Source organism: Diaphorobacter sp. LR2014-1 (assembly GCF_002916785.1).
GTDB classification, from domain to species: Bacteria; Pseudomonadota; Gammaproteobacteria; order Burkholderiales; family Burkholderiaceae_C; genus Diaphorobacter; species Diaphorobacter nitroreducens.
In genome coordinates this window covers 1-15,355 of record NZ_MTBE01000037.1, presented here as the reverse complement: position 1 = coordinate 15,355, position 15,355 = coordinate 1, and the positions used below count along the sequence as shown (strand labels likewise).

Annotated in this window: 13 protein-coding genes and 5 pseudogenes; 6 read left to right on the top strand and 12 right to left on the bottom strand. The window is 65.5% G+C overall.

What is annotated here, in order from left to right; translation table 11 throughout:
* Nucleotides 1-49: 49 nt before the first annotated feature.
* Together BV908_RS18755 and BV908_RS18750 are read left to right on the top strand one after the other, a co-directional pair.
* The gene (locus BV908_RS18755) at nt 50-736 is read left to right on the top strand and encodes a heavy metal response regulator transcription factor (protein ID WP_103738906.1); all 687 of its coding nucleotides are present in this window, start codon (nt 50-52) and stop codon (nt 734-736) included.
* The gene (locus BV908_RS18750; RefSeq protein ID WP_040435565.1) at nt 733-2,085 is read left to right on the top strand and encodes a heavy metal sensor histidine kinase; all 1,353 of its coding nucleotides are present in this window, start codon (nt 733-735) and stop codon (nt 2,083-2,085) included. The genes BV908_RS18755 and BV908_RS18750 overlap by 4 nt, the downstream gene beginning before the upstream one ends.
* On the opposite strand, the gene BV908_RS18745 is transcribed toward BV908_RS18750, so the two are convergent.
* On the bottom strand, nt 2,045-4,150 hold the full coding sequence (locus tag BV908_RS18745) for a heavy metal translocating P-type ATPase (protein WP_088887061.1): 2,106 nt from the start codon (nt 4,148-4,150) through the stop codon (nt 2,045-2,047). The genes BV908_RS18750 and BV908_RS18745 overlap by 41 nt on opposite strands.
* A gap of 229 nt (nt 4,151-4,379) precedes the next feature.
* Here BV908_RS18745 and cadR point away from each other — a divergent pair, with 229 nt between their 5' ends.
* Nucleotides 4,380-4,823, top strand: coding sequence for a Cd(II)/Pb(II)-responsive transcriptional regulator (cadR, locus tag BV908_RS18740; protein WP_019372870.1), 444 nt, complete (start codon nt 4,380-4,382; stop codon nt 4,821-4,823).
* Between the two features lie 178 nt (nt 4,824-5,001).
* On the opposite strand, the pseudogene BV908_RS18735 reads toward cadR, so the two are convergent.
* Nucleotides 5,002-5,235, bottom strand: a pseudogene (locus BV908_RS18735) (LysR family transcriptional regulator); the annotation flags it as partial.
* Between BV908_RS18735 and BV908_RS18730 the strand changes: the two are divergent.
* A pseudogene (locus BV908_RS18730) lies at nt 5,220-5,472 on the top strand (ATP-binding protein); the annotation flags it as partial. The pseudogenes BV908_RS18735 and BV908_RS18730 sit on opposite strands and share 16 nt — an antisense overlap.
* Nucleotides 5,473-5,597: 125 nt before the next feature.
* Nucleotides 5,598-5,900: pseudogene (locus tag BV908_RS22860) on the top strand (DUF4148 domain-containing protein); the annotation flags it as partial.
* A gap of 234 nt (nt 5,901-6,134) precedes the next feature.
* Here the strand turns inward: BV908_RS22860 and BV908_RS18720 are convergent.
* The 6 genes and pseudogenes from BV908_RS18720 to BV908_RS18685 form a co-directional block, all read right to left on the bottom strand.
* Nucleotides 6,135-8,117 carry a relaxase/mobilization nuclease and DUF3363 domain-containing protein gene (locus BV908_RS18720; RefSeq protein WP_103738905.1) on the bottom strand — a complete coding sequence of 661 codons (1,983 nt, stop codon included), beginning with the start codon at nt 8,115-8,117 and terminating at the stop codon, nt 6,135-6,137.
* 448 nt (nt 8,118-8,565) lie between these two features.
* Nucleotides 8,566-9,165 (bottom strand): S26 family signal peptidase, encoded by a 600-nt coding sequence (locus BV908_RS18710; RefSeq protein WP_041111053.1) that lies wholly within the window; start codon nt 9,163-9,165, stop codon nt 8,566-8,568.
* Nucleotides 9,162-9,707 carry a DUF2840 domain-containing protein gene (locus BV908_RS18705; RefSeq protein WP_041111055.1) on the bottom strand — a complete coding sequence of 182 codons (546 nt, stop codon included), beginning with the start codon at nt 9,705-9,707 and terminating at the stop codon, nt 9,162-9,164. Before BV908_RS18705 ends, BV908_RS18710 begins: the two co-directional genes overlap by 4 nt.
* Nucleotides 9,704-9,979 carry a chromosome partitioning protein ParB gene (locus tag BV908_RS18700; RefSeq protein ID WP_103738904.1) on the bottom strand — a complete coding sequence of 92 codons (276 nt, stop codon included), beginning with the start codon at nt 9,977-9,979 and terminating at the stop codon, nt 9,704-9,706. Before BV908_RS18700 ends, BV908_RS18705 begins: the two co-directional genes overlap by 4 nt.
* A complete protein-coding gene (parA, locus tag BV908_RS18695; protein WP_103738913.1) occupies nt 9,976-10,614 on the bottom strand; it encodes a ParA family partition ATPase in 639 nt (212 codons plus the stop codon). Before parA ends, BV908_RS18700 begins: the two co-directional genes overlap by 4 nt.
* A 289-nt stretch (nt 10,615-10,903) precedes the next feature.
* A pseudogene (locus tag BV908_RS18685) lies at nt 10,904-11,338 on the bottom strand (replication initiator protein A); the annotation flags it as partial.
* Nucleotides 11,339-11,380: 42 nt separating this feature from the next.
* On the opposite strand from BV908_RS18685, the gene BV908_RS22855 reads away from it, so the two are divergent.
* The gene (locus tag BV908_RS22855) at nt 11,381-11,608 is read left to right on the top strand and encodes a GDCCVxC domain-containing (seleno)protein (RefSeq protein ID WP_080773470.1); all 228 of its coding nucleotides are present in this window, start codon (nt 11,381-11,383) and stop codon (nt 11,606-11,608) included.
* A gap of 209 nt (nt 11,609-11,817) precedes the next feature.
* Here the strand turns inward: BV908_RS22855 and BV908_RS18675 are convergent, their stop codons facing one another.
* The 4 genes and pseudogenes from BV908_RS18675 to BV908_RS18660 form a co-directional block, all read right to left on the bottom strand.
* On the bottom strand, nt 11,818-12,027 hold the full coding sequence (locus BV908_RS18675) for a hypothetical protein (RefSeq protein ID WP_094098081.1): 210 nt from the start codon (nt 12,025-12,027) through the stop codon (nt 11,818-11,820).
* Nucleotides 12,028-12,089: 62 nt separating this feature from the next.
* Nucleotides 12,090-14,129, bottom strand: a complete 2,040-nt coding sequence (locus BV908_RS18670; protein WP_103738903.1) for a ParB/RepB/Spo0J family partition protein — start codon at nt 14,127-14,129, stop codon at nt 12,090-12,092.
* Between the two features lie 78 nt (nt 14,130-14,207).
* Nucleotides 14,208-15,035, bottom strand: a complete 828-nt coding sequence (locus BV908_RS18665; protein WP_103738902.1) for a DUF932 domain-containing protein — start codon at nt 15,033-15,035, stop codon at nt 14,208-14,210.
* A 50-nt stretch (nt 15,036-15,085) separates the two neighbouring features.
* A pseudogene (locus tag BV908_RS18660) lies at nt 15,086-15,355 on the bottom strand (IS630 family transposase); the annotation flags it as partial.

Sequence of the window (15,355 nt, the reverse complement as noted above, 5' to 3'; positions counted from 1 at the left end):
AGATGACAATTTGGACAGGTTGCGAGAGACCGCAGCAGGAACGCTGCGCATGAAGCTGCTGATCGTGGAAGACGAAGCCAAGCTCGCGGACTATCTTCGCAAGGGACTCTCTGAAGAAGGCTATGTGATCGATGTGGCTGCCAACGGCATCGATGGCCTCCACATGGCCTCTGACGGCCACTACGACCTGATCGTTCTCGACACCATGCTGCCGGGCATCGATGGCTTCGGCTTGCTGGCTGCACTGCGGCAGAGCAAGCAGACGCCGGTGATCATGTTGACGGCCCGTCATCGTATCGAGGATCGCGTGCGCGGACTGAAGACGGGAGCGGACGACTACCTCGTTAAGCCGTTCGCCTTTTCCGAACTGGTGGCACGCATCGAGGTGCTGCTGCGCCGCGTTGCTGGCACTGCGCCCGCACCCGATGCGCTGGTGCTGTGCCTGGGGGACTTGCAGGTGGACCTGGCGCGGCGGCGCGCTACTCGGGCCGGCCAGCGCATCGACCTGTCGGCAAAGGAGTTCCAACTGCTGACGCTACTCTTGCGCCGCAAGGGTGAGGTACTGTCGCGCACAGAGATCGCCGAGCAGGTGTGGGACGTGAACTTCGACTACGGCACGAACGTGATCGATGTTGCTGTGCGTCGGCTGCGGAACAAGCTCGACCTGCCCTTCGAGCGTCCGCTGCTGCACACAGTCCGTGGCATGGGCTACATGCTCGAAGATCGTCAGCCGTGAGACTGCGGCCTGCCGGATCACTAGGACGGCGGCTTGCCCGCTGGCTCGCCTTTCTTACGCTGGCCGGACTCGCCTTGATCTGCTTGGGCGTCTACACCGTCACCGCACTGAGTTTCAAGGAGCGGCAGATGGACACGCTGCGGCAGAAGCAGCTCCAAGTGAGCCATCTCATTGCCGAGGCGGGAGAGTTGGACAACGACACGCTTACGCACAAGCTCAATGACGCCATGGTCGGCCAGCAGGACGTGATGGTGATCCTGAGCGGTGCCGACGGCAGTGTTCTTTATGCCAGTTCAGCCGTTCCAATGGATCACCGCACGATCGACATGCGGTTCGAGGCCACGAACGGCACCACCTCCATCCAGGCGGTGCTGATCCTGGACGCCAGCGAGGACGATCGCGTGCTTGAGCGCTTAGCCCGCACGCTGGTCACGGCGGCGCTTGCTGGGACAGTGGTGATTGCCGTCGGTGGATTCACGCTGGTGCAAATCGGGCTGCGTCCAGTACACGATCTTTCGGCACAAATCCAAGCACTGGAGGCCGATACCCTGCACCAGCCTCTGGATGGCTCCGCTCAACCCGACGAACTGGTTCCGCTGGTGGCCCATGTCAATGAGTTGCTGAAGCGTCTGCACAAGGCCTATGAACAATTGGAAGCATTCAATGCCGATGTTGCCCATGAACTGTTCACGCCGTTAGCAACCTTGATGGGAGGCACCGAGATCGCTTTGCGCAAGGCACGCGACGCCGACGCGCTTCGGGATGTACTGGGTTCGCATCTCGAAGACCTCCAGCGCATGTCGATGATCGTGCAGGACATGCTCTTCCTGTCGCAGGCCGACCGCGGAGCCGAGGCCCGCCGCGAACACGTCGACAGCCTGGCCGATGTTGCGGGCGCGGTGGTGGACTTGCACGAGGCGGCCATCGAGGAAGCCGGTCTTCAAGTCCGTATCGACGGCGATGCCACATGCACGGCCGACGTGCGCCTGCTGCAGCGCGCGCTATCCAACCTGATCGGCAACGCAACCCGGCACGCGCATCAGCGCAGCACCATCTTGGTGCAGATCGACCGGCTGGACGACGAGGTGGCCCTACGGGTGGTGAACCAAGGTCACACCATTCCGACTGAACATCTACCCTACCTGTTCCACCGCTTCTACCGGGCGGATGCAGCGCGGTCGAACGCCGCCCGCAATCACGGACTGGGCTTGGCCATCGTGGCCGCCATCGCTCGCATGCACGGAGGGCGGACCGTGGCGGAATCAAACGGTGGCGTCACGTCCATCGGACTCACGGTGCCTGACCCTTTCAAGCCTTCTGCACCGCACCCAGAAGCCGCAACCCGTTGAGCACAACCAGCAGGCTGGCTCCCATATCGGCGAAGACGGCCATCCACATCGTTGCTCCGCCAAAAAGGGCAAGCACGAGGAAGACGGCCTTGATACCAAGCGCCAGCGTGATGTTCTGCCACAACACCGCGTGCGTCGATCGCGAGAGCTTCACTGTCTCGGCAATGCGTCGCAGGTCGTCGTTCATCACGACCACGTCGGCTGCTTCCATTGCTGTGTCGGTTCCGGCCGCACCCATCGCCACGCCGATGTCGGCCTGGGCCAGCGCGGGCGCGTCGTTGATGCCGTCGCCGGTCATCGCGGTCGGCCCCAGGTCTCGCTGCAAGGCCCTGATGGCTTCCAGCTTGTCCTCGGGCAGTAGATTGCCGCGTGCCTGCTCGATGCCGGCTTCGTGTGCTACAGCCGTGGCCGTGGCTTGGTTGTCGCCTGTCAGCATGACGGGAGTGATGCCCAGCGCTTGCAGCGATGCGACCGCCTCACGAGACGAAGGCTTGATGGTGTCAGCGACGGCAAACAACGCGATGACCCGCTCCGGACTGGCCAACAGCGTGACGGTTCGGCCTGCCTCTTCGTGCTGCTTCAGCCGTTCCTCCAGCGCCGGTGAGCACTGTCCGCGCTCTTCGATCAAACGGTGGTTGCCGAGCACATAGCTCACGCCGCTGACCTCTGCTTGTGCACCGCGCCCCGCCAGCGCCGTGAAATTCTTCGCTTCGACGCCATTCGGCTTCAGTCCGGCCGCGATCGCGCGCGAGACTGGATGGTCGGAATGGCTGGCCAACACCACGGCGACGTGTTCCGCGTCCGCCGACTCCGTCTGCGAATCGACGACGGCCCAGTCCACCAGCCTCGGCTTGCCCTCGGTGATCGTGCCGGTCTTGTCCAGCGCAATCGCCTTGAGCTTGCGCGCCTCTTCAAGGTAAATACCTCCTTTGATGAGAATGCCGCGGCGGGCGGCTGCCGCGAGCCCACTGACAATAGTCACCGGTGTCGAGATCACCAACGCACACGGACAGGCAATGACCAGCAGCACGAGCGCCTTGTAGATGGCCTGCATCCAGGTCCAGTCCAGCAGCCATGGTCCGAGCAACGCGACCGCCAGCGCGAGCACGAAGATGGCTGGCGTATAGACAGCCGCGAACCGGTCGACGAAGCCCTGCGTAGGCGCGCGCGTCGATTGCGCTACTTCGACAGCGTGGATGATGCGCGCAAGCGTTGATTCCGATGCGAGGGCCGTGACTTCGAACTCGAAAGTGCCCGACTCGTTGATCGTGCCTGCAAAGACGGTATCGCCAGCCGTCTTGTCGACAGGAATACTCTCGCCGGTGACAGGGGCCTGGTTAATGCTCGTCTGACCGGAGCGCACCACACCATCCATTGGCACGCGCTCACCGGGTTTCACGCGCAGCACTGCACTGACGGCGATCTCGGCCACCGGCAGGGTAGTCCAACTGCCATCGACTTGCCTCACCGATGCCTGCTCAGGCGCCATCTCCAACAGGCCCTTGATCGCATTGCGCGCGCGATCGACTGCCCGCGCCTCGATCGCCTCAGCGATGGCATACAGCGCCATCACCATCGCAGCCTCGGGCCACTGGCCGATCGCAAACGCGCCTGTCACCGCGACAGTCATCAGCGCATTGATGTTCAGGCGACCATGCCGCAGGGCCGTCAGTCCCTTCTTGTAGACATCAAAGCCGGCTAGCCAGATCGCTACCGCCGCCACGGCGAGGCCAGCGGCGCGCCAGATTGCGGTCTCCGGTGCGAAATACCCGATCAACTCGGCAGCGATGGCCATGATCAGCGCGGCAGCCAGCTTGGGCAATTGGCCTCGGACGCCTTCGTGATCGTGGCCGCCTTCCTCCGAATGCACCTGTCCTGCGCCTGCCGCAACGACCGGCTGGGGGTCAAACCCCACCTTGCGAATGGCCTCCAGCGCTGGCGCAATGGACGGTTCGTCAGCATCGACGGTCAGCATCCGCTGGCCGAGTTGAAAGCGCAGCCCACGGATACCTGGAACTCCGTCGAGAGCTCGGCGGATTTCCGACTCTTCCGCCGCGCAATCCATCGTGGCGATACGAAAACTGCGGCCGCGCGTGGCGGTCGGAACACGGGAAATAGGTGCCGTGTCGATGGAGCAGGCGCCGCAGCAATCGTTGCTGCGAGCGTCCGCATAATCTTGGTCAGTGTGAGTGTTTTTCATGGACGATCCTTTAACCTTTCCCATATTGCAAACCCTGTAGTCGGTGTAGAGTCAAGCCCATACTGCCTTGAAGACAGGCGGAAAGGGGCTGCTGATGAAGATTGGAATCTTGGCCGAAGCCACGGGAACGCCCGTTGAAACCATCCGCTTCTACGAGCGCGAAGGTCTGCTGCCGCCTCCGGCGCGTGCCGAAAACAACTACCGTATGTACTTGCCGGTCCATGTCGAGCGGCTGGCATTTGTCCGGCAGTGCCGCAACCTCGACATGACCCTCGACGAAATCCGCGCGCTGCTCGCGCTGCGGGAATCACCCGCGCAGGATTGTGGCGACATCAACACGTTGCTCGACGAACACATCGGCCACGTCGCGCAGCGCATCCGGGAACTTCGCGCGCTTGAGGCAGACCTCAAGGCGTTGCGCGCGCGCTGCATCGCACCGCATGCGGTCACCGAATGCGGCATCCTCAGTGGCCTCGACACCGCGGCTGCGGCGGGGCCGGAGCTAGCTAGGCGACGTCATGTGCATGGCGCGCACTGAGGGGTACAGCGGCGCATAGACTGTCGCCATCTGGGCCAGTCATCGCGGTTCGGCCAAGGGCTAGAGTCGGTTGCAGCACATCTGCTTGACATTGCGTTGACTTCAGGGTTTGAAATGGCACCGTCAAAACTCGACGTTGATTTTGTCAAGCCATGCCCGGCATACCGGCCTCACTGCTGCGGCTGGATGCAATGCGCGCAGCGCCTACCAGTCCCAGGGCCAGCCCTACGGAAACCAGTGTCATCATGACATCGAATGTCGCCACCCGGTGCGCGATCAACGGTTCCAGCGCGGTCTGTTGGCGCTGGAAGTGATCCACTTGGCGCGCGTACCCTTCGCAGTTTGCCGGGTCACCCAATGCCAATGGGAAGCGCAGAACTTCATCCAACGGAATGCGCCTATAGGCCAATAGCCGTGGAAAGCACCGGCGCCGACATCGATGCCAAGACCCTGCCCCGGCTGTTCAACCGCTTCTACCGCGCCGATGCTTCCAGGGCCCATCCGGATTCCGACGGCTCCGGGCTGGGTGTGCCCATCACGCGGGCCATCGCCGAGGCCCATGCCGGCCAGGTCACGGCGACCTCGGGCCAGGGGGCGAACCTGCTTCGCTCTGGTGTTTCCGCATCGCGTTGCCAAGCCCCGAAGCTGACAACAATGTCATCGGGTTGTCTGGGTTCTGTTGGGTAGGGGTTTCTACCATGAACACATCTCCTCAACGCCCGCCCAAGGCATTAGAGATGCAAGTTTCATCCAACCTCGTCAGGAGCTTTGACCATGACCCAACAACGCCTCTCCCTCTCCTCCATGATCGCCGCCGCGGCCGCAGTGGCCGCCCTGGGCCTTCCGGGGATGGCTTCGGCCGCATACGAGCACCCTGCCAACAACGAAACCGGAGTCATCGTTCACCCGGAGCACTTCAAGAGCGAGAAGACACGAGCACAGGTGATTGCAGAAACCAAGGCTGCCATGCAACAAGGCCGCCTTTCCTACGGTGAAAGTAATTACCCGATCGGCACGCCCACACCCGATGCAGGCTCTGGCAAGACGCGAGCACAGGTGATTGCGGAAACCAAGGCTGCCATGCAGCAAGGCCGCCTTTCCTACGGTGAAAGTAATTACCCGATCGGCACACCCACACCCGACGCAGGCTCTGGCAAGACGCGAGCACAGGTGATCAACGAATTGCAGAACGAATCGCCTGCCGAACGCAATGCTCGCCTGCGTTTCTACTCCCGGGGTTGATGGCCCCCCAGTTGGGATTGCAGTGGACTGCGTTGAATCCATTTTATGGGATCGTTGGGGTCGGCCTGACTAGCCTCGGGACAGCCCAGGCCGCCGCCCAATTTCCCATGAAACCCCACCGCTGCGCACCGTCGCGGCGATCTGCCGCCCCAGCCGCTGTTCAATCACCGACCGCCACGGCACCAAGCTAAATCCCATGCCGTCATCGAGTACGGCGTAGCGTCCGCTGGCGAGCATGACCGAGCGCCGGTAGATGCCGGCCACACGCTGCCCGTCTGCCGTGGGGCGGTGCGCCAGGCCGGTTTCGGCGGCAATGTCCTGGGCAACCTGCGCCAGTTCCCGGTTGCGCAACGTGCCCAGCAGGTTGCGTGCCAGGATCACCCGCTGCCCCCGCCGCTCGGCCAGCCCCTGTTCGGCCAGGAAGTCGGCGCGTTGCTGCATCGCCTGCTTGGCCTCGCCGCCAAAGCCCAGGTCGCCTAGGCCCTTGCCGCCGCCGATCAGTTGCTGGTCGAGCCAGGTGGCGCCGATCACGCGGGCCTGCCGCTCGATGGGTATGTGCGATTTCAGCTCCACGGCCACGCCGCCCAGGCGCTGCGCGTCGTACTGGCGGCTACGCTCGGGCAGGTCGTCCGGCACCTTCCATAGCCCCTCTGCCACGCGCTCCACGATGCCCGCTCGGCGCAGGGCTTCCAGGCGCCGGACGTGGACCGCCACGACTTCGTGCGGGTCGCGGTCGGGCGTGGCCTGACCTTGCGCGATGGCGAAGTGATGATCGGTGCGGTACAGGCCATCGCCCGCCAGCGCGGCGATGTTCTTGTCGGCCGCGCGCACGTCGGCCGATCCCTTCACCTCCACCACGGCGCCGGTGGGATAGTTCGCCAGCTCGTCGCGGGCATTGAGTGCGACGTAGTGGGCCTTGCCGTCCACGCCGTCGATCACCAGATAGCCGCGGTCGCGCAGCTCGTCGGCCAGCCCCTTCGCGGCCACGCGGCCGAGGATGGTTCGGCCGTCGTCGCCTGGCTCGAACACCGCCAGCTCGCGCGGCTCGCCGCGCATGGCCCGCTGCATGGTGCGGATGATGTCGCCGCGTTCGCCCAGGGCGCGTAAGGTCTTTTCAGCATCGGCATGGACGGCCCAGGTTCCGGGCTGCATCTCGTCGGCCAGGCCCAGGCGCTGCAAGCGCTGCAGGCGACCGATCAGCAGCAGGCGCTGGCGTTGCAGCCGGGGTTCGTTGAAGCGTTCGATCTGCACGCGGCCATCGTCGTCAGCCTCGCGTTGCAGGGTACGGTCGAGACTCGTCCACCGTTCCTGTTCTACCTCGCGCTGCAAGGTTTGCTGGATCTCCAGCTCGGTGCGCGGCCCCAGCCATTCGGTCGCTAGCTCGGCGGCCCGATGGCGGAAGCCATCGGCGATGTAGTCGCCCGCGATGATGAGGTCTTTGCTTGTGTCGTCGCGCCCGCGCACGACGATGTGCGTGTGTGGGTTGTCGGTATTCCAGTGGTTGACGGCCACCCAATCGAGGCTCGTGCCAAGGTCGGCTTCCATGCGGCCCATCAGGTGCCGGGTGTAGGTGCGCAGGTCTTCCAGCTCGGCGCCATCCTCGGGCGAGAGGATGAAGCGGAAATGGTGCCGGTCGTCCTGGCAGCGTTCTTTGAACGCATCGAGGTCGGCTTCGTCGGTCTGCGACCCGTAGGCCCGGCCCGGCTCGCCATCGCGGCCCACGCCGTCGCGCTCGATGTAGCGCAGGTGCTTGGCGAGCGACTGCGGGCTGGCCTGGCGTTGATTGACCAGCAGCGTCTTGATGGTCACGCGCCGCGACATGGGCGTCAGCTTTGCGCCCGCGAAGCGCGCGGCCGTGTGGCCGCGCCCCAGGCGCGAGCCGGGCCGCTGGCCGGTTCCGGCACCCTTGCCGGCTCCTCCGGGACGGCGCACCGAAGACTTGCCGCTGCTGGCCTTGCCGGTCTGCTTGAGCACCTTGGAGACGAAGCCTTGGCCCCGATTCTTCGGGGCGCTGGGGCGGATGCGGAAATCATCGTCGCGGCGGTCGGTCATGGCCGCGCTCCCTGCAAGCCCCGGCGTGTCCGGTCGTGCGAAGCACGCGGACATGCCTGCATTGGTGCGGGCCACGCGCCCCACGCGGCACGGCGGCGAAGCCGCCCCGTGCCGCGCCACCCCCACGTGCAGACTGGCTTTGCGGGCGGCCAGGTGTCGCCCCCTTTTGTCTTGCCTTCCGCCTTTGCCCTTCGCTGTCGCTCCGGGTGTCGGCGGTCCGGCGGCGCTGTGCTGCTTGCAGCTAGCGCGCCGGCGAGCGCGCCAATGGCCGCAGGCCGGGCGCGTTCGAGGCAAGACGCCTGCACATTGGACGGCTGCGCCGGATGTTGCGCGAAGCGCGGCGCGGATGCGTTCGCGCTGCACGCGCGACGACATGGCAACAGCATCCAGAACGACATGCCAGATGGCACGATGAGATGCACGGTGACGTGCAGCGAATCGGCGGCCATCATGAGCGTGTCTCCAGCCAGACCGGATGCGCGACGCCGATCAGGACGGATGCGCTGACCGGCCCGAAATAGCGGCTGTCGAACGATGCCGGATTGGTCACGCTCAATAGGAACAGCTCGCCCTCGGCCAGCGGGCGGCAATGCGGCCAGGATGGCAGCGGCCGGCCCAGCCGATCAGCAGGCAGCGCGGCGGCCGTAGGCACGCCGTCGATGCGTACCTGACCGGCGACGATGCAGACGTGTTGCGGCGCGACCGCGCCCACACGTTTGAGCAGCGGAACGTGTGCCGGCAGGTAGCCGCGCTGCGCAGCGAGCGCGGCAGCGTCGGCAGGCAATAGGGTCAAGACGATGCTGCCCACGGACAAGGAACGTGGCAGCGAGGTGGCCCGATGGTCGAGCGGCTTCACGCGATACCAGCCGACCGGCACGCTGTCGGACGGGTTGTAGATCAGGCGCGGCAGCGGCTGCACGAACGCCGCCCAGGCCAGCGCAGCGAGGCCGCAGGCGGACAGGCCAGCCAGCACGATGCGAGCGCGCAGGCGCGAGCGAGGATGCGGCGCGGCTTCGGGCGTGCGTGCGACAGTGGAATGGACCGTCATGGCAGCGCCCTCCCGGTCAGCCAAGCGGCGTGCCGCTCGGCGGTGTATTCGGGCAGCGGCAGACGGGCCGCCAGACGGTTGCCCAGCGTGCGCCAGTACGCGGGCGAAACGTCGATGGCGGCGATGCCCTGCGCGCCGATGCCGTCGATGCGTTCGAGCACGGCACGCACCGCGTTCTCGCCTTCGGCGTGCAGCAGCAGGCGTGCGCCGGGCCGCACGCCGGGGATGCGCTGCACGTCGTCCAGCGGCGTGCCAGCCTGCATCACCATGAGCTGCCAGCGGATCGTTCCGTAGTCGTTGGCCTGCCAGCGAATGCGGCAGAACATCGCGCCCGGCAGGAACACCGCGCAGCGCCGCCAGCGGTCGAGCCGCAGCATGCGTGCCGGTTCGCCGAAGCGCAGGTAGAGCTTGAACTGCGGTTCGATGTAGGCCAGCGAAACGCGCGTCAGCGGCACGCTGCCGACGAGGCCAGCAAGTACCGAAGGCGCGCGCAGCGGCGCAGCCGTGGCCGCGTGCGCCGCAGGTAAAGCGGATGCGTTCATGGCATCTTCTCCGGGGGAAACTCCCGCTCCAGCAGGCCGCGCAGCAAGTCGGCCACGGTCACGCCCTGCGTGAAGGCCGACACCTTGATACGCGCCCGCAGCGCGGGCGTGATGTCGAGGGTCAGGCGGGCTGTGTAGAGGTCGCCCTTGTTCAGCGCATCGGCATCGCCCTGGCGAATCCACGCCTCGGCGTGCGGATTCGCGGGCGGACGCGCGCCGATGCCGACGCGCTTGACCGAGCGTTTGCCGTTCGGTGGCGGCTTTGCGGTCATGGCGTCCACCGCAACAGTTCGTCCACCAGGGCGGTGATTTCGCGTGCGGCGGCGCTGTCAGGTGCCGTTTCGCGGGCGAGTCGGCCAGCGGCCACGCTGTCGGCGAACACAATGCGCTGATGCACTTCCGCGCGCAGCGCAGGTAGCGGCTGGTCGGCGAGCGCCTGGCGTGCCTCGCGCCCGATCACGGTGGTGCTGACGCGCCGATTGATGACAAAGGCCGCGCGCAGCGCAGGCCGAAAGACTTGCGCCTCTCGGATCAGCGCCACCATCTCGGCGCTGGCCCACAGGTCATAGGGGCTGGGCTGCACCGGGATCAGCACGCGCTCGGCCGCCAGCAGCGCGGAACGCGCCAAGGCGGCGATGCGCGGCGGCCCGTCGATGACGACGTGATCGGCCCGACTGGCGAGTTCTGGCGCTTCCTGATGCAGCGTTTCGCGTGCCAGGCCCACGGCGCTGAACAGCCGTGGCAAGCCTTGCTGACTTCTGCGCTGCGCCCAGTCGAGCGATGAACCCTGCGGGTCGGCATCCAGCAGGATGACGTGCTGGCCACGCATTGCCAGTTCGCCGGCGATGTGTGTGGCGAGCGTGGTCTTGCCGACGCCGCCCTTCTGGTTGAGCAGAGCGACGATCATGGCGTGGCCCTCCATGCTGGAAAGCCTTGCTTTGATCGGTCTGCAAAACCTGTCGGCTGGTGGCTGGTATTACCTGCCGTTTCTGGCCGCGTGGTGGTTGTCCACCGCAGCGGCGTTGCCCTACTAAAAGTTAGAGAAATTAAGTTAGGGAAGTTAGAGGGCGCGCAAACCCAATGCTGGCCCGGGTTTGCGGCCGATCGGCACGCCTGATAGCACGATAGTCCCACGCCTGATAGCACGATACCCCGCACGCCTGATAGCACGACACCATTCACAGGCTCTCCCGGAGTTATCCCCGTGCCGTATGCGGCACTGGCCGGAACGTCAGCAGCTCCATGCCGTTGTCCGGCATCCGCTCGATGCCCAGGACGTAGCCGGGCAGCGACTGCCGCGCGACCAGGGCGCGCAGGTCGCAGGCGAAGTCGTAGGGCTTGGCGGTGCTGCCGGATTTCTGGTGCAGGTAGCGGAAGTCGAACTGCCAGCCGTATGCCTGCTTGCCGCCGTGCTTGCGGACGAGCCGGTACAGCCACCGCTCGATGCCGCCGGTCAGCCGGAAGTACGCCGGGTCGATGGTCAGCACCAGGGCGGCGTCGAGCACGCCGGCATAGAACCAGTCCGGCAGGATCAGTTCGATGCCCAGCGGCGTGCCGCTGGCATCGGCCAGTTCCTTCCATTCGTTGATCCACGAAAACCGATGCAGACGCCGCCCGGTTGTCTCGCGGATGAAGGCGACCACCGACGCGGGCTACCCTTCGACGCTGCGCAAATGACAACCGGCACGCCCACACTGGAGTCGGTGCTGACCTGCCCGCACTGCGGCCATGCCCGGCACGAGACCATGCCGACCGATGCCTGCCAGTTCTTCTACGAGTGCGAACAGTGCAAGGCGTTGCTACGGCCGAAGGCGGGAGACTGCTGCGTGTTCTGCTCCTACGGATCGGTCAAGTGCCCGCCTGTGCAAATGCTGCGGGGGTGCTCCAGTTGCAGCACATGACGGACGCCAGCCATACGCCAGCAACCTGACTGGCGCGCTGCGTGGGCAGGCCGCTCGCGCATTTCAACGCCGCCGCCTGAGCCACTGCGAAGGCGGCGGCGTTCTGAATCGGTTGTTGGCCTTTGACACCGGGCGCGGCCACTGCCGCGCCCGGATTTGGCTTTCACCGCACCCAGGACGGAATGGCCTGGGCGCGGTGTTGATCGCGGTTATTCCTTCGTCTCGATGATCCACCATACGGCGCGCGCTAAGGCGCGGCCCGTGATGGGGTGAATGTCGGTGATGTCGGCGCGGGCCGTCCAACCCGAGGGCGGACGGTAGCCGCGCACGTCGCCATCGCCGTGCCACTGGCGGGCGCGTACCGTGCCAGGCGCATAGACCGTCGCCATGCGCGGGCGGCTGGTGGTGGTGCGGGTCATGGGAGCTTCTCTTTCCAGCGAAGCGCCCCGGTCGAGGCCGGGGCGCTTTTCTTCGACACGGATCAAGCGGCCAGCACCTCGGTGGGTTCATCCGCCATTGCTTCGGCATCCTCCGGTGCGTCATGCTCCGGGCCTTCCTCCTTCGGTCCTTCGCGCTTGAAGATGGTAGGCATCCACCCCGTGCCGTCGGCCAGCCGCTCGGCTTCGCTGGCAATGTCGGCCTTCTTCAACTTCGCCAGCCGGGTAACGTGTTCCGGCGCGAACTCGCCCACGGCTTGCAGAACCGCCGCTTTCGGAACGTGCTTGAAGTAGCCTTCTGCGGAGGGTTGCCACCATGCGGCCATGTCGAGGCCCACGGCCTGCGCCAGTTCCGCGCCGGGCTGGTACGGCGTGGTGCGGGGCGTCACCACGTCCACTGTGACGGCCACGCATACCGCCAGCAGCCGCACCAGTTCGTCTTGCGACTTCGCCAGCAGTGCGGCGAACAGTTCGGCGCTGCCCTCCGGCAAGGCTTCACCGGCTACCTGTTGCAGTTCGCGCAGCGCCACGGCGGCGGGCGATTCCGGCCAGTCCGGGGCCATGCCTTCCAGCCGGTCTTGCACTTTCAGGCTCATGCCCAACGGAAAGTCGTGGCCGTGGTGGCTGCCCTGCAAGATGGTTTGCACCATGCCATGCACCAGCGCCGCCAGCGCCACCTGCGGATGCCGGGCGACTTCGATTTGCAGCGCGGCGGTGCGGTGGGCGCTCAACCGCTGCGCCAGCCTATCGGAGATAGCGGCCTTGGGCCCTTCATCGTCCTCGCCTTCGTCGTCGTTCCCGGTATCCTCGCCGCCGAAACCCTGCCGCAACCTTTCCAGCGTGCGCAGCGCCTTGGCCTCCGCCTCGCGCATCAGCCCGCGATGAATCACAGCTTCGCCGTCGCGGTCGATGGTGACGATGGCACCGGCTGCGGCCTTCACGTTCGGGCTGTAGTCCTGCAAGCCATCTTCCAGCGCCTGCAACTGCTCGCCCAGGGCTTCGCCTTCCTCTTGCAGCGCGTCGGCCTTGTCCTCGTCCTCGGCGTTCTGTGCGGCATCCACGGCTTCGGCCAGTTCGCGCAGCTTGGCTTGCAGCTTCCCAATGCGCTGCGCTTCGCGCTTGGTCGGTTCGCGCCGCTCCCTCGGGGCACGCTGGAAAGCGTGCAGGTCGGCATGGGTCACGCCCGGCGTGGCATCCACCCATGCCCACCCTTCGGCGCGGACCGTGGCGGCGATGCCCGCCAGCCGGTCTTGCGCCAGCCGTTCCAGCAGCGCGGCGTCGGTCAGATACACGCCCGCATCGCCTTCCGCGAACAGGTCGCGGCGCACGCCACCGCCTGCTGCCTCATAGGTGCCCAGCCCGACGAAGCGCACCAGCGGATGCCGGTAGGCGTCGATTTCCCTTTCGGTGAGCCGTTCGCGCAGCGCGGACGGTTGGCGCTGCCATTGGGGCGCATCGTAGAACGCGGCTTCCTGCGCGGCGTGGTCGTCTGTGATGGCCAGGGCCATCAACTGGTCAAGGCTCACGGCATCGGCCCGGTAGTCCGCCATCAGGCGCGGCGAGACGTTCGCCAGCTTCAAGCGGCGCTGTACCACCAGCGTCGTGACGGAAAAATCCGCCGCAATATCCTCGATGGGTCGGCCTTCGGCCACCAGCGCCGCGAACGCTTCAAACTGGTCTGCCGGGTGCATGGCTTCGCGCTGCACGTTCTCGGTGAGGCTGGCGGTGCGGGCGGTGCCATCGGCCACCAGCAGACAAGGCACCTCCCATTCCTTGCTGATGCGGCGCTTCTTCGCCAGCAGCTTCAACGCGGCGAGGCGACGGCCACCGGCCACCACTTCGTAATGCTCGCCATCGGCGGCGGCAATCACGATCAGGTTTTGCAGCAGGCCCACGCGCTGGATGCTCGCTGCCAGTTCGGGGATGGACATGCGCGGGGCCTTGCGCACGTTGCGGCCGGTGGGGCGCAGCACCAGCCGCGACAGCGGAACCAGAATCAGGTTCTTGGTCGGGTCGGCGGCTTCCAGCTGGACAGCGGCGGTGGTATTGACGGCGCGGGCTTCGGTTTGGGTCATGGCGTTCATGGTGATAATTCCTATCGTTCAGGGATGCAGCAGCGAGAAAGACGGCAAGGGCTGCTGCCTGCCCTTGCCGTGGGGGAATCAGGCTTTCAACTGGCGCAGGCCATCGGCCAGCAGCCACAGGGCGCGGTTCAGGCGCACATCGGAATCAATGCACTGCACGGGGCGGGTGCGCTGGCGGCGTCCGTTGGCGCTGCGGCCATGCAATCCGCCCTTGGTCAAGTTCTCCTGTGCGCGGTTGAACACGCTCCACAGGTCGGGGCGGCGGTCGTCGAACCGGCGCGGCATCAGGATTTGCGACTCGGTGACGGGCGCGGGCTTGTTCGGGTCGTCGTACTTGAGGGCCAGTGCGGCACGGGCGAAAACTTCGGCCTCGCCATCGTCGAGCGTGACGGCCCGCATTGCTTCGCGGTTCTCCTTCACGCGCTCGAAGCCGCTCAACACTTGATAAGCGCCTTCGATGACGTGCCCGGCCACATCGCCTTTATGGGGCACGCGCACGTCCGCCACGGTGTCGCCGCAGACAAGGCCATTGCTGCAAACGAAGCGGAACATGCCCGCCAACATCTGATAGCTGCTGGTGCCGTCGTGCGAGTTCAGCAGCACGATTTCATTGGCTTCCGCGCCGTTGATCTGGCTGGCGTGGCGCAGCCGGATCATGTGTTTGGTGTGCTCGCGCTTGCCTTCATCGCGCACGCGGGTCTGCGTCGCCATGAAGGGTTGAAACCCCTCCTTGCGAAGCTCGGTCAACACGGCGGCGGTGGGGATATAGGCGTACCGTTGCGAGCGGCTTTCGTGCGGCGCGTCCGCGAAGATGGACGGGGCCACGCGATGAATCTGGTCATCGGACAGCGGGTAATCGCTGCGCAGTACCGGGGAATGGGAAGCGAAACGGGATGCGAGTTGCATGATCTTTCTCCTGACAAAAAGGTTTGCTGTTCACACCGCACACCGGATTCCTAGTGTCCTGAGTTAGAAATTCGCAGACAAAATCTTTCAACGCTTGCAAGGATGTCTTGGGCAGACTTGGCCCAGACGAATGGTTTTGGATCAGCGTTGTTGAGTTTGAGGTATTGGCGGATTGCTTGTTCGAGCTGTCTTGTTGATCTGTGCGTGCCGCGACGGATGTACTTCTCAGTGAGGGTAGCGAACCAACGCTCTACCTGGTTCAGCCAGGATGCCGAGGTGGGAGTGAAGTGCACGTGAAACCTGGGGTGTCTGGCGAACCA

What these genes read in the sequence shown, in the direction of transcription:
- BV908_RS22855 (WP_080773470.1), top strand. Translation starts at nt 11,381, where the DNA reads ATGACAACCGGCACGCCCACACTGGAGTCGGTGCTGACCTGCCCGCAC.
- BV908_RS18705 (WP_041111055.1), bottom strand. Translation starts at nt 9,707, where the DNA reads ATGAACGCATCCGCTTTACCTGCGGCGCACGCGGCCACGGCTGCGCCG.
- parA (WP_103738913.1), bottom strand. Translation starts at nt 10,614, where the DNA reads ATGATCGTCGCTCTGCTCAACCAGAAGGGCGGCGTCGGCAAGACCACG.
- cadR (WP_019372870.1), top strand. Translation starts at nt 4,380, where the DNA reads ATGAAGATTGGAATCTTGGCCGAAGCCACGGGAACGCCCGTTGAAACC.
- BV908_RS18670 (WP_103738903.1), bottom strand. Translation starts at nt 14,129, where the DNA reads ATGAACGCCATGACCCAAACCGAAGCCCGCGCCGTCAATACCACCGCC.
- BV908_RS18755 (WP_103738906.1), top strand. Translation starts at nt 50, where the DNA reads ATGAAGCTGCTGATCGTGGAAGACGAAGCCAAGCTCGCGGACTATCTT.
- BV908_RS18675 (WP_094098081.1), bottom strand. Translation starts at nt 12,027, where the DNA reads ATGACCCGCACCACCACCAGCCGCCCGCGCATGGCGACGGTCTATGCG.
- BV908_RS18665 (WP_103738902.1), bottom strand. Translation starts at nt 15,035, where the DNA reads ATGCAACTCGCATCCCGTTTCGCTTCCCATTCCCCGGTACTGCGCAGC.
- BV908_RS18710 (WP_041111053.1), bottom strand. Translation starts at nt 9,165, where the DNA reads ATGACGGTCCATTCCACTGTCGCACGCACGCCCGAAGCCGCGCCGCAT.
- BV908_RS18720 (WP_103738905.1), bottom strand. Translation starts at nt 8,117, where the DNA reads ATGACCGACCGCCGCGACGATGATTTCCGCATCCGCCCCAGCGCCCCG.
- BV908_RS18745 (WP_088887061.1), bottom strand. Translation starts at nt 4,150, where the DNA reads ATGGATTGCGCGGCGGAAGAGTCGGAAATCCGCCGAGCTCTCGACGGA.
- BV908_RS18700 (WP_103738904.1), bottom strand. Translation starts at nt 9,979, where the DNA reads ATGACCGCAAAGCCGCCACCGAACGGCAAACGCTCGGTCAAGCGCGTC.